This is a genomic window from Prevotella sp. P4-98 (assembly GCF_002251405.1).
Taxonomy (GTDB): Bacteria; Bacteroidota; Bacteroidia; order Bacteroidales; family Bacteroidaceae; genus Prevotella.
The window spans coordinates 59,202-84,102 of the sequence record NZ_NPJC01000082.1 but is presented as its reverse complement, the minus strand read 5'-3'; the positions used below and the strand labels follow the sequence as shown (position 1 = coordinate 84,102).

General features: G+C 45.0%; 21 protein-coding genes, 1 tRNA gene and 1 pseudogene. 13 read left to right on the top strand and 10 right to left on the bottom strand.

Annotated elements, in window-relative coordinates:
• A pseudogene (locus CIK96_RS12550) lies at positions 1-379 on the bottom strand (IS982 family transposase); the annotation flags it as partial.
• A 372-nt stretch (positions 380-751) separates the two neighbouring features.
• Here CIK96_RS12550 and CIK96_RS12540 point away from each other — a divergent pair.
• The 7 genes from CIK96_RS12540 (at position 752) to CIK96_RS12510 (ending at position 7,402) form a co-directional block, all read left to right on the top strand.
• Positions 752-1,282, top strand: a complete 531-nt coding sequence (locus CIK96_RS12540; RefSeq protein WP_094440774.1) for a VanZ family protein — start codon at positions 752-754, stop codon at positions 1,280-1,282.
• A gap of 69 nt (positions 1,283-1,351) precedes the next feature.
• A complete protein-coding gene (locus CIK96_RS12535; protein WP_371592722.1) occupies positions 1,352-2,632 on the top strand; it encodes a DegT/DnrJ/EryC1/StrS family aminotransferase in 1,281 nt (426 codons plus the stop codon).
• A 146-nt stretch (positions 2,633-2,778) separates the two neighbouring features.
• Positions 2,779-3,795 (top strand): UDP-glucose 4-epimerase GalE, encoded by a 1,017-nt coding sequence (gene galE / locus CIK96_RS12530; RefSeq protein WP_094440772.1) that lies wholly within the window; start codon positions 2,779-2,781, stop codon positions 3,793-3,795.
• A gap of 111 nt (positions 3,796-3,906) precedes the next feature.
• Positions 3,907-4,407 carry a hypothetical protein gene (locus CIK96_RS12525; RefSeq protein WP_144007533.1) on the top strand — a complete coding sequence of 167 codons (501 nt, stop codon included), beginning with the start codon at positions 3,907-3,909 and terminating at the stop codon, positions 4,405-4,407.
• A 360-nt stretch (positions 4,408-4,767) separates the two neighbouring features.
• Positions 4,768-5,175, top strand: a complete 408-nt coding sequence (locus CIK96_RS12520; protein WP_094440770.1) for a transposase — start codon at positions 4,768-4,770, stop codon at positions 5,173-5,175.
• A 259-nt stretch (positions 5,176-5,434) separates the two neighbouring features.
• Positions 5,435-6,700: an ATP/GTP-binding protein gene (locus CIK96_RS12515; protein ID WP_094391640.1), complete on the top strand. Its 1,266-nt coding sequence runs from the start codon at positions 5,435-5,437 to the stop codon at positions 6,698-6,700.
• Positions 6,701-6,709: 9 nt separating this feature from the next.
• Positions 6,710-7,402: an RloB family protein gene (locus CIK96_RS12510; RefSeq protein ID WP_094391641.1), complete on the top strand. Its 693-nt coding sequence runs from the start codon at positions 6,710-6,712 to the stop codon at positions 7,400-7,402.
• A gap of 741 nt (positions 7,403-8,143) precedes the next feature.
• Here CIK96_RS12510 and CIK96_RS12505 read toward each other — a convergent pair.
• Together CIK96_RS12505 and CIK96_RS12500 are read right to left on the bottom strand one after the other, a co-directional pair.
• The gene (locus CIK96_RS12505; protein WP_094391642.1) at positions 8,144-9,895 is read right to left on the bottom strand and encodes a phospho-sugar mutase; all 1,752 of its coding nucleotides are present in this window, start codon (positions 9,893-9,895) and stop codon (positions 8,144-8,146) included.
• An 883-nt stretch (positions 9,896-10,778) separates the two neighbouring features.
• A tRNA-Met gene (locus CIK96_RS12500) sits at positions 10,779-10,851 on the bottom strand.
• 187 nt (positions 10,852-11,038) lie between these two features.
• Between CIK96_RS12500 and CIK96_RS12495 the strand changes: the two genes are divergently transcribed.
• A complete protein-coding gene (locus CIK96_RS12495) occupies positions 11,039-11,641 on the top strand; it encodes a TetR/AcrR family transcriptional regulator (protein ID WP_094440769.1) in 603 nt (200 codons plus the stop codon).
• Positions 11,642-11,699: 58 nt separating this feature from the next.
• Positions 11,700-12,458: a 3-oxoacyl-[acyl-carrier-protein] reductase gene (gene fabG, locus CIK96_RS12490; RefSeq protein WP_094391644.1), complete on the top strand. Its 759-nt coding sequence runs from the start codon at positions 11,700-11,702 to the stop codon at positions 12,456-12,458.
• 92 nt (positions 12,459-12,550) lie between these two features.
• On the opposite strand, the gene CIK96_RS12485 is transcribed toward fabG, so the two are convergent.
• Genes CIK96_RS12485 through CIK96_RS12460 form a run of 6 tightly spaced genes read right to left on the bottom strand, consistent with a single transcriptional unit; the run spans position 12,551 to position 18,835 of the window.
• On the bottom strand, positions 12,551-13,261 hold the full coding sequence (locus CIK96_RS12485) for a LytTR family DNA-binding domain-containing protein (protein ID WP_094436311.1): 711 nt from the start codon (positions 13,259-13,261) through the stop codon (positions 12,551-12,553).
• Positions 13,258-14,262, bottom strand: coding sequence for a sensor histidine kinase (locus tag CIK96_RS12480; protein WP_254047139.1), 1,005 nt, complete (start codon positions 14,260-14,262; stop codon positions 13,258-13,260). Before CIK96_RS12480 ends, CIK96_RS12485 begins: the two co-directional genes overlap by 4 nt.
• Complete coding sequence (locus CIK96_RS12475; RefSeq protein ID WP_094440768.1) at positions 14,255-15,475, bottom strand: ABC transporter permease; 1,221 nt, start codon at positions 15,473-15,475, stop codon at positions 14,255-14,257. The genes CIK96_RS12480 and CIK96_RS12475 overlap by 8 nt, the downstream gene beginning before the upstream one ends.
• Positions 15,476-15,507: 32 nt before the next feature.
• Positions 15,508-16,266 carry an ABC transporter ATP-binding protein gene (locus CIK96_RS12470; protein WP_094391647.1) on the bottom strand — a complete coding sequence of 253 codons (759 nt, stop codon included), beginning with the start codon at positions 16,264-16,266 and terminating at the stop codon, positions 15,508-15,510.
• A gap of 5 nt (positions 16,267-16,271) precedes the next feature.
• Positions 16,272-17,456 (bottom strand): efflux RND transporter periplasmic adaptor subunit, encoded by a 1,185-nt coding sequence (locus CIK96_RS12465; protein WP_094440767.1) that lies wholly within the window; start codon positions 17,454-17,456, stop codon positions 16,272-16,274.
• A gap of 41 nt (positions 17,457-17,497) precedes the next feature.
• Positions 17,498-18,835: a TolC family protein gene (locus CIK96_RS12460; protein ID WP_094436305.1), complete on the bottom strand. Its 1,338-nt coding sequence runs from the start codon at positions 18,833-18,835 to the stop codon at positions 17,498-17,500.
• A gap of 670 nt (positions 18,836-19,505) precedes the next feature.
• On the opposite strand from CIK96_RS12460, the gene CIK96_RS12455 reads away from it, so the two are divergent.
• From CIK96_RS12455 to CIK96_RS12440, 4 genes are read left to right on the top strand one after another with little or no spacing between them, the layout of a single operon-like run.
• A complete protein-coding gene (locus CIK96_RS12455) occupies positions 19,506-20,336 on the top strand; it encodes a prephenate dehydratase (protein WP_094440766.1) in 831 nt (276 codons plus the stop codon).
• A 38-nt stretch (positions 20,337-20,374) separates the two neighbouring features.
• On the top strand, positions 20,375-21,541 hold the full coding sequence (locus CIK96_RS12450; RefSeq protein ID WP_094440765.1) for a pyridoxal phosphate-dependent aminotransferase: 1,167 nt from the start codon (positions 20,375-20,377) through the stop codon (positions 21,539-21,541).
• Positions 21,542-21,592: 51 nt separating this feature from the next.
• Entirely contained in the window at positions 21,593-22,657 is a 1,065-nt protein-coding gene (locus CIK96_RS12445) for a bifunctional 3-deoxy-7-phosphoheptulonate synthase/chorismate mutase type II (RefSeq protein ID WP_094440764.1), read from the top strand.
• Positions 22,654-23,451, top strand: a complete 798-nt coding sequence (locus CIK96_RS12440; RefSeq protein ID WP_094440763.1) for a prephenate dehydrogenase/arogenate dehydrogenase family protein — start codon at positions 22,654-22,656, stop codon at positions 23,449-23,451. The genes CIK96_RS12445 and CIK96_RS12440 overlap by 4 nt, the downstream gene beginning before the upstream one ends.
• A 149-nt stretch (positions 23,452-23,600) precedes the next feature.
• On the opposite strand, the gene CIK96_RS12435 is transcribed toward CIK96_RS12440, so the two are convergent.
• Positions 23,601-24,899 (bottom strand): serine dehydratase subunit alpha family protein, encoded by a 1,299-nt coding sequence (locus CIK96_RS12435; RefSeq protein WP_094440762.1) that lies wholly within the window; start codon positions 24,897-24,899, stop codon positions 23,601-23,603.
• Between the last annotated feature and the right edge of the window lie 2 nt (positions 24,900-24,901).

The following is a 24,901-nucleotide window of genomic DNA, read 5'->3' as shown; positions in this document are numbered from 1 at the left end:
ATACGGGTATCATCGTGGAATCAACGAATGTTATGCCGGTACATCTTCCGAAAGCTCCCAGATTAAGGAAGAACATGAGCTGGAAGAACACGCGGCTTTCCAACTCCACAAAGCGGTTGTACGACACAGCTTTCGGAAAATAAGACTTCATCGTACCCTTAATAAAGAACAGGTAGTAGTGCTTGAAATTGCGGAATGTACCGAAATGGAAATACAACAGAATCGTCATGATTTCACTGTCGGACAACGATGCTGCACGCCGTCTACGCTTCACTCCGCTATTGTCTTCCAACAAATTTCCTGCATTTTCTGCATCAAAATGTTTGCAAAACTCGTCTATAATACAAAATAATTCTGTAACTTTGTAATCGGTAGTCATATTAAATATTTTTTGTAACTAATTGATTTTCACCTATAAAGGTACAAAATATTTATGAGACTACCAACTTTTTTATAAACTATTTCTTATCCCGAACTGGGGTGACTTTTGACAAAGACACTCAAAGAAAATTCCAAAAGCGATATGTATTGATTGCTTGCCCAAAGCAGTTACAAAACAACAGACTACCAAATATAGACAACATTCCTGAGATTAAATATAAGGCAAACATGGTTCGTGAATATCTAAAGAATTCGCCTAAGCAATATTTGTCTATAGGTCTTGTTAATCTTCTTTGGGAGAGAAATAGCAAGGGGATAGATTAAAGTGTTCTTGCCGTGAAACTAATATTTAAAGGGAATATAATTCTACATGGATGAGATTTATGAATGGTTGAATCCGAGGGTTTCTATTGAATATATCCTTCTTTCCTTTTTGGTGCTATGTGTTGCTATCGTTGTGGTGATGCTGATGACAAAAGGGAAAAAGATGATGAGGCTTGTCCTTGGAGCACTGCTGACTGAATATTATTTCCTCGTGATTTGCTCTACGGTGATATGCAGACCATGTCATCATGGGAAACGGATTGAACTGATGCCTTTTTGGAACTATCCTGATATATGGTACAGAGTAGATTATCCTGCTGATTTGATAGAGGTGCTGCTGAATATCGCACTCTTTATTCCTATTGGATTATTACTCGGTGGCTTAGGAATGAAATTCAAAAAGGCTATTCTGATTGGAATTGTGCTGTCTGTGATTATTGAACTTTCACAATTTGTCTATGTCAAAGGTCTTTGTGAAACAAATGATGTGATACATAATACCATAGGGTGTGTAGTCGGGTATTTGTGCTTTTGTGTCTTGCTGAAAATTCATCAAGCATGTGTGGCATGGCGATGATAAGTGTTTTGTAGATAGGTCGATAAAGGAAAATATTATAGTATAAAACAATAATAACCAATTATAATTATGGAAAGAAAAACGATATATTTGTGTCTCGCCCATATGAGTGAGACTGGTTTGGAACAGAAATATGTGAAGGAGGCTTTCGATACCAACTGGGTGGTGCCGATGGGTCCGAACGTGAATGCTTTTGAAAAGGATTTGGAGGCGTTTGCCAATAGTAAGAGTCATGGATCTGAGGAGCTTGACAGAAAGGTGGTTTGTCTGTCGGCTGGTACTGCTGCAGTACACTTGGCTTTGATTGGCTGTGGCGTGAAGGCTGGTGATGAAGTATTGGTGCAGAGTTTCACATTCTGTGCTTCAAGTCATCCTATCACTTATCTTGGTGCAAAGCCTGTGTTCGTAGGTTCGGAGGACGAGACATGGAACATGGATCCTGCATTACTTGAGAAGGCTATCCTTGACCGTAAGGAGAAGACGGGCAAATATCCAAAGGCTATAGTGCCTGTGGCTCTGTATGGTATGCCTTACCGCATCGATGAGATTATGGCTATTGCCGACAAGTATGGCATTCCTGTTGTGGAGGATGCAGCAGAGGGTATGGGCTCGCGCTTTGACGGACAAGTATTAGGTACATTTGGCAAATATGGTGTGCTGTCGTTCAACGGCAACAAGATGATCACTACTTCGGGTGGTGGTGCACTGATTTGTCGTAATGCAGAGGATGCCAACGAGGTGATGTGGTATGCTACACAGGCTCGCGACGCTTATCCTTACTATCAGCATACTGCCATTGGTTACAACTACCGTATGTCGAACGTGTGTGCTGGTATTGGTCGCGGTCAGATGACTGTGCTCAATGACCATATCGCCCACCACAAGCATGTGCAGAAGCTCTATGAGGAACTGTTGAAGGATGTTCCTGGTGTGCATATCCATAAGCAGCCTGAGGATAAGCGTTATGATGCCAACTTCTGGCTTTGCGCTGCCACATTGGATGCGGATGTGAAGATTCAAGGTCAGGAGAACGCTTACAAGGAAGTTATTAAGACTGCCGTAGGTGGTGCAGCAGGTGTTATCCATGCTGTTGATTCAGCAACAACCGACTGTCAGCCTAACGAAAATGTAGAGGCATTGCGTGTGTTCATGCTGGGCAAGAAGATTGAGTGCCGTCCGGTATGGAAGCCTATGCACAAACAACCCGTGTATGAGGGTGCTCCTGTATATACCAATGGTATTGAAGAAGAACTCTTCAAGGTTGGCTTCTGTCTGCCTGCCGGTCCGTATGTGTCAGATGATGATGTGAAGTATATAGTTGATAGTATTAAAGAGGCGATAGTAAAGTAAATCATTAAGGGAGAACCTAATATCGGCTTGCAGAATGAGGAGTATCAATAACTATGTACGATATACTTTCTTGTTCTGCAAGTTTCTGTTTTGGCCACAGTGGCATAAGCATATAACGATATACGATAAATGAAATCACATAAGAAATGAACATATTACTTACTGGTGGTGCTGGCTACATCGGTAGTCATACCATCATAGAATTGGATAAAGCGGGACATTCGGTAGTGGTAGTAGATAACTTTGTAAACTCTCAGCCTGAGGCTCTGAAGCGAGTGGAGAAGATTATCGGCAAAACGGTGCCTTTCGTGGAGGCTGACTGCCGTAATCATGCTGCACTGGACAAGATTTTCACTGACAACAAGATTGATGCGGTGATCAACTTTGCGGGCTTGAAGGCTGTGGGTGAGTCGGTAGCGAAGCCTCTGGAGTATTACGAGAATAATATGAATGAAGTGTTTGTGCTGGTGGACGTGATGCGCAAGCATGGATGCAAAAACATTATCTTCTCGTCATCGGCCACTGTCTATGGCGATCCTGCCATCATTCCTATCACAGAGGAGTGTCCAAAGGGCGTATGCACGAATCCTTACGGTTGGACGAAGTCGATGTTGGAGCAGGTACTGATGGATGTGCAGAAGGCGGATCCTGAGTGGAACGTGGTGCTGCTTCGATACTTCAATCCGATTGGTGCGCATGAGAGCGGATTGATAGGTGAGAATCCGAATGGTATTCCAAACAATTTGATGCCTTATATCACGCAGACGGCTATCGGCATGCGCAAGGAGTTGGGCGTGTTTGGTAATGATTACGATACTCCTGACGGTACTGGCGTGCGCGATTTCATCCATGTGGTGGACTTGGCGAAGGGGCATGTGTGCGCACTGAAGGCGATCGTGGAGAACAAGGGCTTGAGCATTTACAACCTGGGTACGGGTCATGGTTATTCTGTGCTTGATGTGGTGAAGGCGTTCGAGAAGGTGAATGGCCTAAAAGTGCCTTACGTGATTAAGGATAGACGTCCTGGTGATATCGCGACTTGCTATTGCAATCCTGCAAAGGCAAAAGCTGAACTTGGATGGGAGGCACAATATGGTATTGAGGAGATGTGTCGTGACTCGTGGAGATTCCAAAAGAATAATCCTAATGGTTACGAAAAGTAATATCGTGACTATATAACATAGTGACACGGGTCATTGATAAACTGATGTCTGATGTTGAGTGTTACGAGATGCCAGAGGGACAGGTCAGTGGCATCAGCTTATCAAACAGCTTTGAAGAAGAAAGATGATATTGCTATTGCTTTAGCCTTGTCGCCATTTGCCCAGAAAACGGCAGAACTGGTGAAAAGCGGAGCATACGAAGCTGCTGCCGGTAGCTGCTTTGTCATCTTCAGATGTCTGGCCAAGACGTGCAAGGAGCATGAAAACTGGTTCTTGCGTCCCGATGGTAGCAAGCGTCACCCCTACGGGGATGCCGAGCGCTGTGGCTTCACTGGTTATGGTGATACCTACACGAAACTGGCGATATTCACCGAGGCAGTAGTGGAACTATACTGTCACCTACGCCAAAAAACCGGTCTCTCCAAGCGCATGGCTGATGAGATGGATATCAACCTGGAAGTGTTCAACCTCGAAACCGATTTCTTCGGTGACCTGCACTGCAGCTCCCGCTTCACAGACATGCTCTGTGATGCCCAAGCCCAATACGGCGATTATTCAGAGTTGGATATGTGCCCCATGTGGGGAATGTGGGAGAAGGAAGGGAGAGAATGAGATAAAGGCCCTACGGAAAACCGTAGGGGATGATGGTGAAAACTTATAAAGTATACAAAAGAAATGAGTAACATACTCGATGATTAAATGCCAGAGGGACAGGTCAGTGGCATCAGCATCAGCTTAAACTGAGGGTATAAACGGATCTAAAATACAAGCATGCCGAGGCAGGCGAGGAAGGAATCGTGCACAGGGATATTTCATGTGATGATGCGTGGCATCAATCATCAGAATATCTCTGACCTTCGGTCGAGCCTGCTCACGCTCGACAATGCTCAAGCGAGCTAGGCATTGTACTCGCTTAATCGCAGCCTTGAAGATGAAGAGGATAATTGGCAGTTTATCAATACTCTTGATCGGATGCGCCTGCGTACGGATGATAACGGGCTTCCTTGTGGAACGAACTGCACCTATTATGGCTATTGCCTGATGACTAATCATTTCCACCTTTTGATTCGTGAGCGTGAGGAGAAGGTGGGGGAGACGGTTAAGCGTATAGCAAGTTCTTATGTGTATTACTATAATAAGAAGTATGGACGTGACGGGCACTTGTTTAAAGAACGCTTTAAGAGTGAGCCGGTGAACGACATGGCTTATTTCGTAACGCTTCTGAGATATATACACCAGAATCCAGTGAAGGCAGGAATCGTGAGCGACATCAAGGATTATGATATTAGCAGCTGGGGCGAGTTACGGAATTACGGAGTTACGGAGTTACACTCCTGTCGCACAGGCTCAAGCAGCAGGGCATCCTCTGAGATCCTTTGAAAATCCTCAAAGAATCCTGGACTTATTCCGAGAATCTTGGAGAATCCTGCAAGATTTTGAAAATCTCTCTAACATTTTAGGAGGAACTCTGCAAGACGGGGTTCGCTGATGGCTTACAATGAAAAATGTGTTTTTTTTTCTAATTTTTGGGCTGTTAAATAGGTTGTTTGTGTTAAAACGTCTTGATTTTTGAGATATTTTCTCGTAATTTACAGGTTATGCCGATTGTTATTTGTATCTTTGCACAAAAAATTGAGATATGCTAGTAAATTTCACAGTTAAGAATTATCGCTCTTTTAAACAGGAACGAACTTTTGGTATGGAGGCGAGTTCCATAAAGGAACATAAAAAGTCTGTCATCAACAAAGGTAAATACAAGCTGCTTCCGTTGGCAGTTTTCTATGGTGCAAATTCTAGTGGCAAGAGTAATTTCATTCTGGCAATATCTACTATGCGAAGTATGGTCAGACGTTCTGTGCGTTTGAATGAAGGTGATGCGCTACCTTACGACCCTTTTGCATTGGATGAAAATTCAGACTCGCAACCTACGTTGTTTGAGATACAGTTTATAAAAGGTGAGGTCCTATATCGCTATGGTTTTGAATACAACAAAACCGATATTATCTCTGAGTGGCTTTATGAGAAGCGATTTGGCGAGAAAGAGTATGAACTCTTCATGCGCTCGCGAGACATCATTGAAGTGTCTGAGAAAAGATTCCCTGAAGGTCAAGGAAAAGAAGATCTGACCAATTCGAATCGTCTCTTTCTGTCACTTGTTGCTCAGCTGAAGGGTGAAAAGTCCAATTCGATAATGGGCTGGTTTGGTGAATGTAATGTACTATCAGGAATCGATAGTGAAGGTTATGAGGCCTTTACGCTCAGAATGTTTTTGGAGCATTTGAATGGAGCTGATCAGGCTCAGGAGTTTTTTAAAACTCTGCAACTGGGCTTTACCCGATTTTCTGTAAAGAAAGTAGATATTCCCAAAGAAGCCTTAGATAGTGCTCCTCTGTCTATAAGGGCACAGCTTGAAAAGGATATTGTGACAGGTAGTTTTGTTGAGCCAATTACTACTCATAATGTCTATAATGAAAATGGTCTTGTGATAGGGGAACGCAATTTCCACAAGAATCAGATGGAGTCTGAGGGGACGAAGAAAGTTATAGAGATTTCCGGCCCTATATTTGATACGCTGAACGAGGGCAAGACTCTGATTGTTGATGAACTTGATGCAAAGCTTCACCCATTACTGACTCGGAACATCGTACTTCTATTCATGGATCCAGAGAAGAACAGACATGGTGCACAGTTGATCTTCGCTACTCACGATACAAATCTGCTTGATTTGGAAATTATTCGGCGTGACCAAATCTGGTTCGCTGAGAAGGATACGGTGGAGGCTACAGATATCTATTCTCTTGTGGAATTCAAGGATGAGGATGGAAAGAAAGTGCGCAATGATCGTGACATCAAGCGAGATTATATTCGCGGACGATATGGCGCTATACCTTTCATTGGAAAATAGAGTACTGCTATGGGATATTCGAGAAAAGAAGAAATCGCAAAACTGAGGCGGGAACGAAAAGAAGCCAAGGCTGCCAAGAAACGCAAGGAGAATGTTCGTGAAAAGCTCGTGCGTTTCCTCATAGTCTGTGAAGGTACGAAGACAGAGCCGCATTACTTTGAGGCTCTAATCAAGAACTACATTTCTACTGTCCGTGAGGTGACGATTGAGGGCGAAGGTAGGGCTACGGTAGCTTTGATTGACAGAACACAGGAAATCAAGACAGAACTGGAGCGTAAAAATGCCATGTCTTTTGACCGTGTGTGGGTGGTATTTGACAAGGATGATTTCGATGATTTTAACGATGCCATCAAGAAAGCCCATAAGTTGGGTTTCCAAAGTGCCTGGACGAATGAAGCCTTTGAACTCTGGTACTATTTGCATTTTGAGTATCTTGACACAGCCATTAGCCGCGAGGCCTACATTGACAAATTGCAAGATGCCTTTCGTAAGAAGATGGGCGATGAAGGCTTTAAGTATCGGAAAGGAAATCCCGATATATACAGCTTACTTCAGCAGTATGGTCGTGAGGACTTGGCCAAGCGCTTTGCAAAACAACTTCGGGCATTACATAATGATGGCAACTATGCGATGCATAAGCCTTGCACGATTGTAGATAAACTGGTAGAAGAACTGGAACATCCTGGGAGGCTGTTAGAGTGAATGTGATACGGATCATCGGAATTTAAACGGAATTATTTTGGAAGTTGCTTCGCAAGAAATCTTTGGGGGAAATCTTTAATAAAAATATGGCCTATGGCCAGAAATCATTATGGATCCACGGAAGACACGGAGGGCACGGAATTATATACGGGTATAGGTAGGATGAAAACAAAAATCTTTAAATAAAATCTTAACAGAAAATGCGCTCGAATACCTCGCTTCTGGGAAGGATTTTTTTTATGGATCGCATCGTTGATGCTCGAAATCTTAACTAGAATCTTAAAGAAAATCTTAAACTAGAATCTCATTTCCGTGTCTTCCGTGTGGTGCGTGGATATTTTGGGGAGTTGCTTCGCAAGAAATCTTTGGGGGAAATCTTCTTTAAGATGTTGCTTACGCAAGAAATAATCTATCACTAAGGTAGGCAGCTACAACATAATCTTTAACTATAATCTTTGACTAAAATGCGCTCTTCCTCAGGGTGTTGCCCTGGGCTAGGGAAACCATTGGGCTTTCAGCCCGTTTTTGCTTGTGTATCAAAATCTTTAGAAGAATCTTCAACTAGAATCTCTAAACACTAAACACTAAACACTAACCTATAACCCATAACCCATAACCCATAACCCATATCCCATATCCCATATCCTATAAACTAAACACTAACATCTGACAATGAAAACGCCACCCTGGGTTCGGTGAGAACAGGGTGGCGTGGTATCTTCCTGTGGAAGTGGGGGAGGGTTAGTCGAGTTTCAAATCTTTTTTGATGGCTTCAATGCGCTGGTCGGCTGCTTTGGTGCAACGCTCGTAGCAACCTGCACACTTGAATGAGGCATCTTTGATTTCAAGGTAGAACTTGATCTTGGGTTCGGTACCTGAAGGACGTACGCTGATCTTGGTGCCGTCTTCACAGAACCACTGGAGTACATTAGAGGTGGCGGGCATGTTGAGCTTCTCTACTGTGCCGTCGGCATGCTTGGCTTCGAGTGACTGGTAGTCTTTCCACAGCACTACCTTGGCACCACCCAATACCTGTGGGGGATTGGCACGGAAGTCTGCCATCATCTGTTTGATCTCGTCGGCTCCTGTCTTTCCTGGACGTACTACATTGACGGTGAACTCGCGAGAGAATCCGTATTCGGCATAGATGTCCATGAGGAGGTCGTAGAGGGTCTTGCCGTTGTCTTTTGCCCATGCTGCTATCTCGCAGATGAGGCAGATAGAGGCGGGGGAGTCTTTGTCGCGTACCTTGTCGAAGGGGAGGAATCCGAATGATTCTTCACCACCACCGATATACTTCTGTTTGCCTTCTGAGATTCTAATCTCGTTGGCAATCCATTTGAAGCCTGTATAGCAGTCACGCAGTTCTACACCGTTCTTCTTGGCTATCTCGGCAATAACTTCTGTGGTGACGATGGTCTTGACGAGGAACTCGTTGCCCTTGAGTTGACCGAGCTTCTTCTTGTTGGCGATGATATACCAGCAGAACATCATGCAGGTTTGGTTACCGTTGAGGATTTCCCATTCGCCCTTGGCATTGCGGCAGACAATGGCGAGACGGTCGGCATCGGGGTCGGAAGCTATGACGAGGTCGGCATTGAGGCGTGTTCCGAGTTTCATACCGAGTGTCATGGCTTCAGGATTCTCGGGGTTGGGTGATACTACAGTGGGGAAATTGCCGTCGATGACCATCTGTTCGGGTACGACGTGGATGTTTTGGAATCCCCATGAGCGCAGTGCTTCAGGAATGATGACGCGTCCTGTGCCGTGCATGGGCGAATAGACGATATTGAGGTCTTTGTTGCGCAGGATGACATCCTGATCTACCATAGCCTCTTTGACTGCCTGGAGGTAGTCCCAGTCCATTTCTCCACCGATAATCTCGATGAGGTCTTTGTTGCCTTCAAACTTCACATCGTTGATGGTGACTTTATTGACTTCATCGATGATACCTTTGTCGTGGGGTGCCAATACCTGTGCGCCATCATCCCAATAGGCTTTATAGCCATTGTACTCACGTGGGTTGTGAGAGGCAGTGACATTGACACCTGCCTGACAATGGAGCTGACGGATGGCGAAGGAGATCTCTGGTGTGGGGCGCAGGCTCTCGAAGAGATATACCTTGATGCCGTTGGCAGAGAAGATGTCTGCTACGGTTTCTGCAAACATACGTCCGTTGTTACGGCAGTCGTGGCCTACTACTACGGCGAGGTCGTTGCGGTTGGGGAATGCTTTGAGGATATAGTTGGCAAAACCTTGTGTGGCCATGCCTACGATATATTTGTTCATGCGGTTGGTTCCTGCTCCCATGATGCCTCTGAGTCCTCCTGTTCCGAATTCGAGGTTCTGGTAGAAGGCGTCGATAAGGTCGGTCTTGTCGGCATTGTCGAGCATGGCCTGTACTGCTTTGCGTGTCTCTTCATCAAAGGCTGGTGAGAGCCATTCTTTTGCCCGTGCTTCGCATTGGGCGATCAACTCAGTGTTGTTTTCCATAATTTTATATTGTTTATTTGTTAGTTATTGTTTCTAATAGCACAAAGTTAAAACAAAAAAATGAAATGATGCAAGGAATGGCTATGAATTTTGTTTTTTTAACCTTGATTGTTGCATGAGGACACGGATCATCGGAATTTTATCCACGGAGCACACGGAGGACACGGAATTTTTTTTAGTTGCCTACGGCAAGAAATCTTTGGAGGAAATCTTTTATGAGATGTTGCTTCGCAAGAAATAATTCAATTCAATTAGCCTCCATAAATATAATCTTTAACTATAATCTTTGACCAAAATGCGCTCTTCCTCAGGGTGTTGCCCTGGGCTAGGGAAACCATTGGGCTTTCAGCCCGTTTTTGCTTGTGTATCAAAATCTTTAGAAGAATCCTAACTGAAAATGCGCAACAGTGCGTTGCTTTGCAGGAGGGGTTTATTGGGGATCGCCTTACAGGCTCGACATCTTAACGATAATCTTGAAAATAATCTTTAACTAGAATCTTTTTCCGTGTCTTCCGTGTGTTCCGTGGATTATTCAGTAGCTACGCTAGAAATCTTGGAGGAAATCTGTATTAAAGAATGGCCGGGGGCCAGAAATAATTCAATAACCAAGAAACTATAATCTTTAAAGAATCTTCAGCGTAAATGAAGTCTGAAGTCTGAAGTCTGAGGGAGTGGTCTTTATCATCCTACGAAAATCTTTAGAAGAATCTTCAACCAGAATCTCTAATCACTAATCACTAACCTTTAACCTCTAACTTCTAACCTTTAACCTCTAACCTTTAACCTTTAACCTTTAACCTTTAACCTCTAACCTCTAACCCAAACACTCCGTGAATATAAAAAATCGCAACAGCTGATTATCAGAATGTTGCGATTTCATTAGTTGCGGAGGCAGGACTCGAACATGCGACCTCCAGGTTATGAGCCTGGCGAGCTACCAACTGCTCCACTCCGCTGTGTTTCTTAATTGCGGATGCAAAGGTACAAACTATTTTTGAGAATACCAAATTTTTATGCGATAATTTTTAGTTTTTCCTCCAAATAGAACAAAATAGCGGAAATTGTTTGCACAATAGAAAAGAAATGTGTAATTTTGCACACGTATGCATGCATGTGCAATATAAAAATAGGAGGAGTCATACTATGTCAATATCAAAGACGCGACAAAAATTAGTAGATGTAGCCCGTCAGTTGTTTGCCAAAAACGGAATGGAAAACACGACGATGAACGACATTGCCATTGCCTCTGGCAAAGGACGTCGCACGCTATATACCTATTTTAAATCCAAGGAAGATATTTATTTTGCTGTCATTGAGTGCGAACTGGAGCGCCTGTCTGATAAATTGGATGAGGTAGCTGCTAAGCGTATCCGTCCACAGGATAAGGTGATAGAATTGATATACACCCATCTGAGTATGATCCGTGAGACGGTGGTGCGTAACGGTAATCTACGTGCTGAGTTTTTCCGTAATATATGGATGGTGGAGAAGGTGCGTAAGAACTTTGATGATGCAGAAGTGGAATTGTTCCGTAAGGTATATACAGAGGGCAAGGAGGCAGGCGAGTTTGACATAGAAAACGTAGATCTTGTAGCTGACATCACCCACTATTGTATCAAGGGACTTGAAGTGCCTTATATCTATGGTCGTATTGCTCATGGAATGACAGAAGAAGCCACCAAACCTCAGGTTGCCAAATTTGTGTATGGCGCATTGGGAAACTTCAAGAAGAACGGTGACCGATGATTTGACAGGAATAGTAACACTAACAATAAAACATATAACATAAACAAATAAACACATTATGGGATTATTAACAGGAAAGACTGCCCTCATTACAGGTGCAGCACGTGGTATCGGCAAAGCCGTTGCTATGAAATTTGCCCAGGAAGGCGCTAACATTGCATTTACAGATCTTGTACTCAACGATGATATGGCTGCAGGCCTTGAGGCTACCCGTAAGGAAATTGAGGCTCTTGGCGTGAAATGTAATGCCTATGCAGGAAATGCTGCTGACTTTGCAGAGACAGAGGCTGTGGTCAACAAAATCAAGGAGGATTTCGGTTCTATTGATGTACTGGTGAACAATGCCGGTATCACCAAGGATGGTCTGATGCTCCGTATGACAGAGGCCCAGTGGGATGCAGTATTGAATGTCAATCTGAAATCAGCTTTCAACTTCATTCATGCCTGCGCTCCTATCATGTTGCGCCAGCGTAAGGGTTCTATCATCAATATGTCGAGTGTGGTAGGTGTACACGGTAATGCAGGCCAGTGTAACTACTCTGCTTCTAAAGCAGGTATGATTGGTTTGGCAAAGTCTATTGCTCAGGAACTCGGTCCTAAGGGTGTACGTGCCAATGCCGTAGCTCCTGGTTTCATTGAGACTGCCATGACAGCACAACTGCCAGAAGAGATTCGTAAGGACTGGATGAAGAAGATTCCTCTCCGTCGTGGCGGACAGGTAGAAGATATTGCTAATGTTTGTCTGTTCCTGGCTTCTGATATGTCAAGCTATGTATCAGGTCAGGTGATTCAGATTGACGGTGGTATGAATATGTAACAATCTAATTATTACGCTATAAAAAACGCAGACTCCTTTGTTGGGAGCCTGCGTTTTTGTTGGTATGCCCGATGGCAATCGTGCTGTGCATCTTATGCCAGCGTATGCGCATCGATATACTGTTGGACGTTGTCTTTGTAGGATTCAGATACGGGGATAAACTCCTTGCCGAAGACGATACGGAAGCGGTCGATAGATTCCGCCTTGCTCATGTGCACGATATAGGAGCGGTGTGTGCGCTGGAACTCCGGTCTGGGAAGGAACTCTTCGAGTTTCTTCATGTTCATGAGTGACATGATTTTCCTACCGTCGTCGAGATAGAAGCGGACATAGTCTTTGAGTCCTTCAACATACAGGATGTTGTCGAGGTCAATGCGTACCAATTTATAATCGCTCTTGACAAAGATAAAGCGGTCGCGCATATAAGTCTCTTGTTTGCGGAATACCCTGAACCATTCCAGCGCTTTGTTGGCAGCAACCAGGAAGTCTTCGTAGGCAATGGGTTTGAGCAGATAGTCGAGTGCCTTAACCTTATAGCCATCCAGGGCATACTGTTGGAAAGCGGTGGTGAAAATGATTTTTGTTGTTTTAGGAACGATTCTGGCAAATTCTATGCCTGACAGTTCTGGCATCTGGATATCGAGAAAGAGCAGGTCAACAGGATTGTCGCGTAGCACCTTCATAGCCTCGATAGCGCTTCCATACGAACCTTGTAGTTCAAGAAATGGTGTCTTTTCGGCATAACTCTTCAGGAGTTCAATTGCCAACGGTTCATCGTCGATGATAGCACAAGTGATGTTCATAATTTAATTGTAATGGTAGAATGATACATTTTTTGATTATCGTTAACGCCATGCGTCCATTCATAGCGTCCTTTATAAGCCAGTTCCAATCGTCGTCTTACAAGTTCGAGTCCCACGCCGTGTCCACTCCTGTCAGTAGAAGTCTTGGGGTGGTTGGAGTTGACGATGTCGCAGACGATTTGTTTGTCATTGGCTTGGATGGTAATATTGATGGTACAGGGAACGGCAGGTTTTACTCCATGTTTGAAGGCGTTCTCCACCAGTGAGATGAAGATCATTGGAGCCACTTTCTGTTGTTCGTTGGTGATATGAAACGAGGTATTGACTTCTACCGACGGCCCCTGACGCAGTTTCATGAGTCGGATATAGTTTTTTAGGAACTCCACCTCATCGCGCAGTTCTATCTCCGATCGCTGATAGTCATAGAGCATGTGTCGTAACATCTTAGAGAGATCTTGTATCGCCTCCTGTGCCTTCTGGGTATTGATAGCAGTCAGCGCATAGATGTTGTTGAGCGTGTTGAGCAGGAAATGAGGATTGATCTGTGAACGAAGATTGCTCAGTTCAGCCTCTTTTCGTGCCTCTTCTGCTGTCTGCCACTGCAAGGCGAGATGGAGTAGGGTGGCAATTGCCGCCGCAATGACGAGGTTGACAATGTCGCGTATGACAAAAGCAATGGTCAATATCAACGGCGGTTCCCTGTGGTTGTGTCCCAGCATGTCGTGTGACAGACTCATCCAGAGGTGAAGGGCAATGCCGAGCACGATGACTATGAAGGTATTGATCACAAAGAACTGCGTGCGGTGTCCTGTTACGAAATACCTTGGGGTGAGCCATAGGTAATCGATATAGAACACAGCCATGAATGTCAGCGGTACCGTTGTGGTCAGCATAAACTGACTGACGGACATGCCTCTGCCATGATTCATGAACATCAGCGGTAAAAGGATGATAACAATCCAGATGGCGATGTGGATGAGAATCTCTAAACGTTTATTCATGTCGAATAGCTTCTATTGGGTCCATATTAGCAGCCTTCTGTGCCGGAATGTATCCGAAGAGTACACCGATGCAGACACAGACAAAGAATGATACGTAGATGCTCCATGCAGGAACACTTGACGGCATATTGAACATCGGTACGATAAATTCGCTTGCCGAGCATCCTACGAGTATGCCGAGTAATCCACCTGTTACAGAGATGAGTACGGATTCTATCAAGAACTGCAATGAGATGACCGGTCCTGTGGCTCCAACAGCCATACGCAATCCAATCTCCTTGGTGCGTTCGGTCACGCTGACCAGCATGATATTCATGATACCGATACCAGCCACAAGGAGTGAGAAGGCAGCAGCCACCACGAGGATGATGGTCACGGTATCCATGGTGGATGACATGGTCTCCATCATCTCAGCCTGTGAACGGATGGTGAAATCATCGGCAGCATCACCTTTCAGTTTGTGGTTGTCGCGAAGAATCTGTGTGAGTTCTTCGATGGCCGCATCGCTCAGTTCTTCGGTAATTGCCGAACACACAATGCTGGAGAACCACGTCTGTGCCGCGATGCGTTTCATGACGGTAGAATAGGGAGCGATGATGACGTTGTCCTGGTCCATACCCCAGTTGTTGTAGCCTTTCGACTTCAGTACGCCGATGATGCGCATCGGTATGGATTTGAAGCGGACAGTCTTGCCGATGACATCAGCCCCCTCTCCATAGAGTTCCTTGACGATGGTAGTACCAACGACACACACCTTAGCTGCCTTTTTGATATCCTCCTGTGTAAAGCAGTCGCCCTGTTCTATGGTCCATTGCTTGATGTCGAGGTATTCCGGACTTTCTCCATATACCGTAGTATTGGTATTGCTGTTACCATAGATAGCCTGTCCGCTTGCTGTGACCTCAGGAGAAACATTCGTCACATATTTTTTCTCGCGCATGATGCGTTCATAGTCAGCCATCTTCAAGGTTTGCATGCTTGACGGGTCCTGGCGTACGCCGCCACGCATATCAGCCCCCGGTCGGATATTGATCAGGTTGGTGCCCATGGTAGAGAGTTCCGCACGGATACTCTCTTTAGATCCCTGTCCGATAGACATCATGATGATGACCGCTGCCACTCCGATGATAATGCCAAGCATGGAGAGGAAGGATCGCATCTTGTTGTTGGCGACAGCCCTGATACTGACTTTGAAAAGATTGAGTATGTTCATAATCTGATGGATTCAATATATAGTATGTGAGTTTAATCGTCTTGCGGTTTCGGTAATGCAGCGAGTGCTTCTGCCGCCGACTTGATATTGGTGTTGATGGTATCTTCACGTATCTTACCGTCACGGAGGTTGATGTTACGACTAGAATACTCCGCAATTTCCGGATTATGGGTCACGAAGATGATGGTATGTCCCTGTCGGTAGAGTTCTTGGAAGAGCACGAGCATCTCAAACGATGTACGCGTGTCAAGGTTACCCGTAGCTTCGTCAGCTAAAAGTACGGCAGGGTCGTTGACAAGAGCCCTGGCAATTGCCACACGTTGCATCTGACCACCCGACATCTGATTAGACTTATGGTCCAGACGGTCGCCCAGTCCTACAGCCTGCAGGGCTTTAACGGCAGCCTCACGACGTTGTGCTGCATTATACTTGTTGTTGTACATGAGCGGCAGTTCAACATTCTCTACAGCTGTTGTCTTAGCCAACAGGTTGTAGTTTTGAAACACAAAACCAATCTTGTTGTTGCGCAAGTGCGCCCGTTCCGTCTTCGACATGGTGCGTACAGCCACTCCGTCAAGGAAGTATTCTCCGCTGGTAGGTGTGTCGAGACATCCCAACTGGTTGAGGAGTGTAGATTTTCCAGAACCCGATGTGCCCTGAATGGTGACAAACTCGCCCTCATAGATTTTGAAGGAGACACCCCTTAGTGCCTTCACCGTCTCACTTCCTACCTGGAAGTAGCGTTTCACATTCTGCAGTTCGATGACTGTTTTTCTTTTCTCTTCAGCCATAGTACTTACTTCTTCTGGTTGTTTTTCTTGTTGTCGCGTGGTTTAGGCATGAAGGGATTCCTTGCCTGCTGGTCTTGGCCTTCAGCCTCGTTACCACCCATGATATTGAAATCAATCAAAACCTCAGTACCCTCTTTGATGCCACCGGTAATCTCTGTTGTAGTACCGTTGGTTGTACCAATCTCAACGGCATGAGCCTTGAAGACATTATTTTCGAGTGTCCACACCTTGTGATCACCCTTGCAATCTGCAATGGTCTGTCCTTCTTGCAGCAGGGTTTCGTTGGGTGTAAAGCGTAATGCCTTGGCAGGTACAGCCGTAACATTTTTCTTCTCCAGTGTGAAGATGGTGACATTGGCAGTCAGTCCCGGTTTCAGTTTCAGATCTTTGTTTGGTGCCGAGATCACCACTTCGTAAGTCACGACATTACTCTCAGTAGTAGCCTGTTGGCGAACCTGAGTCACTTCACCTTCAAACAAGTCATCGGGGAAGGCATCCACTGTGAATGTCACGCGTTGTCCCTCTTTTACACCACCTATGTCAGCCTCGTCGATATCGGCAATCACGCGCATGTCGGTCAAGTCTTTGGCAATAGTGAACAGTTCAGGTGTATTGAATGATGCCGCAACGGTCTGTCCCTCTTCTACCGATTTGGACAGCACCACACCATCAATAGGTGAGGTGATCGTGGCATAGCCCAGGTTGGTTTGTGCCTTCTGTACATTCTCTTTAGCTGAAGCCACCTGCTGTCGAGCCTTGTCATAGGAAAGACGCGCATTCTCATAGTCATCCGCACTAACCAGTCCCTTCTGATACAAGGTTTTGTATCTTCCGAAGTTAGTCTTTTCGTAGTTCAGCGTGCTCTGTGCACTCGACAGGTTAGCCTTAGCGGTATTCAGTTCGCTGATGAGGTTGGTCTTATCGAGTTCAGCGATGACCTGTCCTTTTTTCACCACCGAGTTGTAATCCACATAGAGTTTAGAGACGATACCGCTAACCTGAGTACCCACGGTAACAGAAGTCACAGGTTCTATGGTACCAGTTGCTGTGACGGTATTCTCAATATTCTGGCGTTCCACCTTTGCGGTTGTGTATGTTACTTTCTGTTTCTTTTTGTTGCCTGTCAGCAAGAAAGCCACTATGGCGATGAGTACTATAGCAGCTGCTATACCTATTTTCTTGATATTCATATTGTTGTGGTATTATGTTTCTGTTAGATATGTTGTTTATATTATAATGTCATTTTCTCGCCTTGGTAGAAGCGGAGCAACTGACGGTTGAGGATAGTGGTGTATTTCGCCTGCAATTTATTTTGTTGTGACGAGAGCAACCGGTCTTTTCCAGTCATCAGTTCAACGATGTTTTTGAGACCGAGTCGAAACTGCTCTTCGAGCAAGTCATAGCTTGCCTGTTCACTCTCAACGGTAGTCAATGCCGTTTTGAATTTCTGTTGGTTTGTTTCAGCGTCGAGCCAGTAGCCTTCGATGGTGGCATAGAGTTGCTTCTGTTGGTCGAGCAGTTCCAGTTGAGCCTGTTCCCGTTGGATACGTGCCTTATTGACAGCTGTTTTTGTCTTTCTGTTATCGAAGAGCGGTACGCTAACAGAAGCACCCACCGAAGCATCGAAATTTGTTTTAATCTGCTTGTCCCAGTTTTGAGAGCTCATCGATGCCGTACTGGTGCCCACACCTCCGTTGATGCTGATGGTAGGCATGGCACCAGCCTTGGCGATATTCATCTGTATGTCGCTTTGTTTCAATCCCAGTTGTGCATTCTTGATTTCCGGTCTTCCGCCCAGAGCTGTCTCATAGACCGTAGATAGCGCAGGAATTTCAGCTAAAGCCTGTTCGTCGCCTGCTGTTAGCATTTCGATGTCAAAAGCCTCATCTCCTGTGAGTTCCAGTAGTTGCTTCAACTGTAGCTTATAGTTAGCGATATTGCTCTCAGCCTCTACGATGGTATATTCGTCGGCAGCCCGTTGTGCTGTGAGTTGTGCGAGGTCAGCCTTTGCCATTTTACCCACCTCAACCATTTCTTTACCACGTTGCTCGTTCCTTTTACTAGTTTCGAGACTTTGTTTATTGACCTCCACGGCTTCGTTCATATATAGGATCTGCACATAGAGCTGAGCAATCCGCTCTTGAATATTGTTAGCGGTCGTTTCGGTTTGCAGTTCTGCCTGTTGTTCGCTAACCTCGCCGAGTTTCACTTGATTCCGGTTTTGGTTTCCGTTCCATACCGTCCATTGTGCGTTGATGCCATAGCTTCCATTATAATAGGTCTTGTTGACCTTCGAGTTTACCGTACCGTTTGTCACGGTAGCGACACCATTTTCCAGCCACGGTCTGTAGCCAAATGATTGGTTTGTTGATGCCGACAGCGATGGCAGTAGTGCCGCTTTAGCCTGTTTGCGTTCCTCCGTAGCCGATTGTTTTTGCAATTTCGCCTGTTGTAGGGTAATGTTGTTCTGTAGCGCATAGTCTATACACTCAGTCAGCGTCCATTTTTTCTGGGCGCTGGCCGATAGTGCTATCGCTATTGCCGTTACCATTAGTGTTGTCCTTTTCATACCTTAATTAATATATATGCCTATGATTACTTGTGTTGTATTTTCACGTTGCAAAATTAGACAGAATATCTGATATATAAAAATGTGATAGACGTTTCGTTCCAGTTAGTAGAAAGTATCTTCTTATTCTTCGATATTTTCCTTTGTTTTAACGATTCTTTAGAATAGCGGTTGCATGAGTCCTTTCATTATATTTTCAGCTCGGCTCTCGGCTTCGGATGCCTTAGGAACATAACCATTCTTTGTACGTAAACAGTAAGTCCCAAGTAAGTCCCAAGTAAGTCCCAAAAACTGCGTTGAAAATGGGAGGAGTATGGGATAAGCATCCTTGAAACATATCAGAAAGATGAAGTTTGGTCAAAAGCGAAACTATAATATATAAATAAGGTGAATCATAAGAAAAATAAGAAATTCACATCTCTTTGGTATATTTTCCATTAAAATGTTTGCATAATTGGTGGAAATATTATACTTTTGCAAGCGTTAATATTTAAAAACAAGAAATATGTTAAACAACAAGGCATTCTTTTACGGTTATTACTTTTACTTTACAGGATACTGTGAAGCGGTTGGCCGTAACTTGAAATGAACTAACAACGAACGATAATAAGGTCCCGCTTCACTTACATGTGAAAGCGGGATTTCTTTTAATATAAAGATAAAAAAGATAATGAAAAGAATCGCAATACAAGGAATCATAGGATCGTTTCATGATATGGCAGCACACCTGTATTTTGAAGGAGAACAGATACAACTCGTTTGCTGCGCCACCTTCGAGGAGGTGTTTGAGCATATGAAGCAGGATCCTACCATGATAGGAATGACAGCTATAGAAAATACTATTGCCGGTTCGCTACTCCATAATTACGAACTGTTACGTTCGTCGGGAGCAACCGTAGTAGGGGAATACAAACTGCATATCTCACATTGCATCTGCTGTCTGCCTGATGATTCGTGGGACACCATTACCGAGGTACACTCACATCCTGTTGCATTAATGCAATGCAGACAGTTTCTGGCACATCATCCTAACATCAAAAATGTGGAAGGCGAAGATACAGCAGGAAGTGCCAAGGATATCAAGGAACATCAACATCACGGATGGGCAGCCATCTGTAGTGTTGAGGCTGCCAAACTCTACGGACTGAAGATACTGGAAGACCATATTGAAGACAACAAGCATAACTTCACACGTTTCCTGGTCACTTGTCAGCCACAGAAAGCAGACTTCCTCAGACCCTTGGAGAAAGCCAACAAGGCAAGTCTGGTATTCTCATTACCTCACGAGGAAGGTTCGCTCTCTCAGGTGCTCAGCATACTGTCGTTCTATAAGATCAACCTCACGAAGATACAGTCGCTCCCGGTCATCGGACACGAATGGGAATACCTGTTCTATGTGGATGTGACCTACAACAGTCTTACACGGTATAGACAGGCCGTTGACGCTATTATGCCTTTGACCAAGGAACTCACCGTACTGGGCGAATATCGAGAGAATTGACAGACAGAAATTTACTTGAACAATAACAATAACACGTCATGATACAACCAGCAGACAGACTTACACTCGTTAGTGAATACTATTTCAGCCGAAAACTCAAAGAAGTGGCTGCACTCAACGCACAAGGTATGGATATTATCAGCCTTGCCATTGGAAGTCCGGATATGCCCCCGTCACCACAGACTATTGACAAGCTCTGTGAGGTGGCCAAACAGCCAGACGCGCATGGCTATCAACCGACCATGGGAACGCCAGAACTAAGACAGGCGATGGCAGGATTCTATAATAGATGGTATGGAGTGCAACTCAATCCTCAAACTGAAGTATTGCCACTCATCGGTTCGAAAGAGGGCATTCTCCATGTGACGCTCGCCTTCGTCAATCCTGGCGATGAAGTCCTCGTACCCAATCCAGGTTATCCTACCTATACCTCGCTGAGCAAACTCCTTGGAGCAAAGGTGGTCAACTACAATCTTGTGGAGGCCAATGGATGGCAACCGGATTTCGACGAACTGGAGCAGATGGACCTCAGCAAGGTGAAACTCATGTGGACCAATTATCCCAATATGCCCACAGGAGGAAATGCAAGGCGCGAAACCTATGAAAGACTGGTTGACTTTGCCAAGAAACACCATATCGTAGTGGTCAACGACAATCCCTATTCCTTTATCCTCAATGAAGAACACCTCTCAATTCTTCAGGTAGAGGGAGCAAAAGACTGTTGTATCGAGTTCAACTCCATGTCGAAATCACACAATATGCCAGGATGGCGCGTAGGACTCTGTGCTACCAACGCTCAGTTTATATCATGGATTCTGAAGGTGAAGAGTAATGTAGACAGTGGAACATTCAGAGGACTGCAACTGGCTGCCGCAACAGCCTACGACAATAGCGACGAATGGCATCAAGAGGCAAATATCGACACCTATCGCCGTCGCCGACACTATGCAGAGCAGATTATGGAAACGCTCCATTGCAGTTACGATCCCCATCAGGTAGGAATGTTTCTGTGGGGAAAAATACCTGATCAGTATGATGATGTGGAACAGTTGACAGAAAAGGTACTCCATGATGCACGGGTATTCATTACACCAGGATTCATCTTTGGATCCAACGGCAAACGTTATATTCGCATCTCCCTCTGTGCCAAAGAGGAAAAGCTACAGGAGGCACTAACACGTATTGCAGAAATGATGAGAAAATAAGCTATTTAGCAGTAAATAATAAATAACAGATAAAAACAAAAACAAGATATTATGGAATTGGAATTAGAACCTTTGAGACTTCCGAGTGACAACGAACGTCCCTTCGTCATTGCAGGACCTTGTAGTGCAGAGACAGAAGAGCAGGTGATGACCACAGCACGACAACTGGCCAATTACGGATGCCACATGTTTCGTGCAGGAATATGGAAACCCAGAACAAAGCCAGGAGGATTTGAGGGTAACGGAGAAAAAGCGTTGCCATGGATGCAACAGGTGAAAAAGGAAACAGGCATGTTGACTGCCACAGAAGTTGCAACGCCAGAACATGTGGAACTCGCTCTGAAATATGGTATCGACGTGTTGTGGGTAGGAGCAAGAACCACAGCAAACCCCTTTGCCATGCAAGCCCTCGCAGATGCGTTGAAAGGTACAGACGTGCCCGTATTGGTGAAAAATCCAACCAACCCAGATCTCGAATTATGGATAGGAGCACTGGAACGCCTCAATCTTGCAGGCATCAAGAGGCTCGGAGCCATTCATCGCGGATTCTCAAGCTACGACAATAAGATTTACCGTAACTTGCCCACGTGGCAGATTCCTATCGAGCTGCACAGACGCATTCCCGATCTTCCTATCATCAACGACCCCAGTCATATCGGAGGACGACGCGAACTGATTGCTCCGCTCTGTCAACAAGCCATGGACCTTGGTTTTGACGGACTGATTGTAGAAAGCCATTGCGATCCAGACAAGGCATGGAGCGACGCTAAACAGCAGGTGACTCCCGATGTCCTTGACTACATCCTCTCGTTGCTCGTTATACGTGATGAAACTGTCACCACAGAGGGTATCGTACAACTCCGCAAGCAGATTGACGAGATAGACAACCAGCTCATGGAAATGCTCTCAAAACGTATGCGTGTCTGCCGTGAGATAGGTCACTACAAGAAAGAACACAACATGACCGTACTTCAGACATCACGTTATAACGAAATCCTCGACAAACGAGGTGCACAAGGTGCACTCTGCGGCATGGCACCAGAGTTTGTTGCCAAGGTATTTGAAAACATTCACGAAGAATCAGTAAGACAACAGATAGAAATCATCAACAAATGAAAATACTCGTATTAGGGGCAGGAAAGATGGGGAGCTTCTTCATAGACCTGCTTAGCTTTGACCATGAAGTGGCGGTCTATGAAAAAGATGCCAAGCGAATGCGGTTTACCTATAACTGTCAGCGCTTTGCTGATTTAGAGGAAATCAGACAGTTTAAACCTGAACTCGTCATCAATGCCGTTACCGTGAAATATACTATCGCGGCATTTGAAGAGGTGATGCCTTTCCTCCCGAAGGACTGTATTATCAGTGATATTTCATCGGTTAAAACAGGTCTGAAAGACTTCTATGAAAAGACAGATCATCCTTATGTTTCTACACATCCGATGTTTGGACCTACATTTGCCAATCTGCAGCAGTTGTCAGAGGAAAATGCCATTATCATCAACGAAGGTGACTATATGGGACGCATCTTCTTCAAGGACCTCTATCAGAAACTGGGACTGAATATCTATGAGTATTCATTTGACGAACACGACAGAACAGTTGCTTACTCCCTCTCTATCCCATTTGTTTCAACCTTCGTCTTTGCTGCCGTTATGAAACATCAGGATGCGCCAGGAACAACGTTCAAGCGTCACATGAAGATTGCTCAAGGGGTTCTCAACGAAGATGATTACCTATTGCAGGAAATCCTTTTCAATCCCTATACCCATGATCAGGTGGCTCAGATTCGTACAGAGTTGAAAGAGTTGCTAGAGATTATCGACAATCGTGATGCTGTGGGTATGAAAGCGTATCTAACAAAAATCAGAGACAACGTGCGACGTGACATAGAAATCAAACATAGTTGATGTCCCATTCTGATGACCGATTGCAGATGAAGATATATCTGACAACCAGTCTTATACGATATCAATAAAACAACAAGACTGACCTTCATGATAGGCCAGTCTTGTTGGGTTTTATACCGACTGATAAGCGACAATCGTCGTATCGTACGTTATGATTTGTTGGTCATGATAGTCAATACCATTTCATCGGTAGCACACATCGCTTCCTTGCCGATACTCGTCAGGTTGCGGATAGAACAATCCACATCATGGTCTATAATACCTTCTGCTTCGGTGACATGCTTGCCTTCGCGAGCCAATAGGGCAGAGAGTAATGCTGTGGAAACACCAGAGCAGATCTTTAATGAACAACTGGGTTTTGCTCCGTCGCAAATCATTCCTGTTAAGTTGGCTATCATATTCTTCACGGAGTGGCAGATATCCGCATATTGGCCGCCCATGAGGTAAGTAATACCGCAACTGGAACCGATACTGGCCACAACACAACCGCAGAGGGCACTCAGTCTGCCGAGACTTTGTTTGATATAGATGGCGGTGAGGTGACTTAACGTTAAGGCACGGATGAGTTCTTCCTCGGTATTCTCATTCTCCTCAGCAAATACTACAACAGGATTGGTGGCACAGATTCCCTGATTGCCCGAACCGCTGTTACTCATTACGGGAATCATAGCACCTCCCATACGAGCGTCACAAGCAGAGGCTGTCTTGGAGATGATATGGGAAAACATGGTATTGCCAAAAATGCCATGGCTGAGTGGACGGTCCATCGTCTTACCTAAACAATGACCATAATTGCCTTTGACAGCTTCGGCAGCCGCACGCATGTTATACTCTTTTGTTTGCAGAATAAAACGGAGTTCGTCTATGGGAGCAGAGATGGAAAAGTCATAGACTGTCTGCATGGTCAAGGAGACGTGTTCTTCACCCTCTTCCGATGTAGCAGGCTTGCGGTGGTCAACAAGGACTTTGTCATCCGTTGCCTGATAGTCGATATTGGTATGGTCGCCTGAGATGATGGCTGTGGCATGATGAGGTAGGGAAGAATCGTCGGAACTACATTCTACCTCGATGTATAGTTTATCGCAAGCGTCAGCCTTGAGACCGATGTTGATATGGTTGTCCTTGACATATTGTTTGCCGAGTTCAAGAGACTGTGCATCAAGGTCTTTCAAGACCTCGAGTTGATAGTCAGAACAGCCAATCAGCGCACCCAAAGCAATGGCAATGGGTAAACCAATCATACCCGTGCCGGGAATTCCTACTCCCATAGCATTTTTTAGAATGTTAGCACTGAGTAGGACATTGATATGGTCGGGAGTTCTACCAAGGAGTTCTGTGGCACGTGCCACACAAAGGGCTACTGCCATAGGTTCTGTGCATCCAACGGCGGGTACAATCTCTCGTTTCATCAGTTCGAGAATCTCGTTTTGTCTAATGGTATCAATCATAA